At 63.8% G+C, this 301-nt stretch carries 1 protein-coding gene; it reads right to left on the bottom strand.

Features of this window, described 5'->3' with window-relative positions:
- Window positions 1–301: LysR substrate-binding domain-containing protein (locus EE949_RS01055; protein WP_241152842.1), on the bottom strand; the 301-nt coding region annotated here is incomplete at both ends.

Below are 301 nucleotides of genomic sequence, written 5' to 3'. Positions count from 1 at the left end.
CCCTTTCAGCGCGCCGGGACTGGCAATCAGGACCAGCTTTTCACTGACCAGCGGGTGGGCGACGTAACCCGGCCAGTTGCCGGTGCCTGCGCAGATGATGGCGTTCATCTCGCTGGCGGCTGGCGTCAGGTCGGCGTGCACGATGCGCGAATGCACGTGCACCACATAGCCCGGATGCCTCGCGTAAAAGTCATTCATGCGCGGCAGCAGCCATTTGGAGCCAAAGGTGGGCAGCACGGCAAGATGCATGGTGCCGCCTTCGGCCTTGTGAGCGATGGTCTGCAGCGTCGCGCTGCGGATT

It is taken from the genome of Pseudomonas viridiflava (assembly GCF_900602065.1).
Lineage (GTDB): Bacteria > Pseudomonadota > Gammaproteobacteria > Pseudomonadales > Pseudomonadaceae > Aquipseudomonas.
Note: the sequence above shows the minus strand (reverse complement) of the source record. Positions and strands in the feature narration are given on the sequence as shown.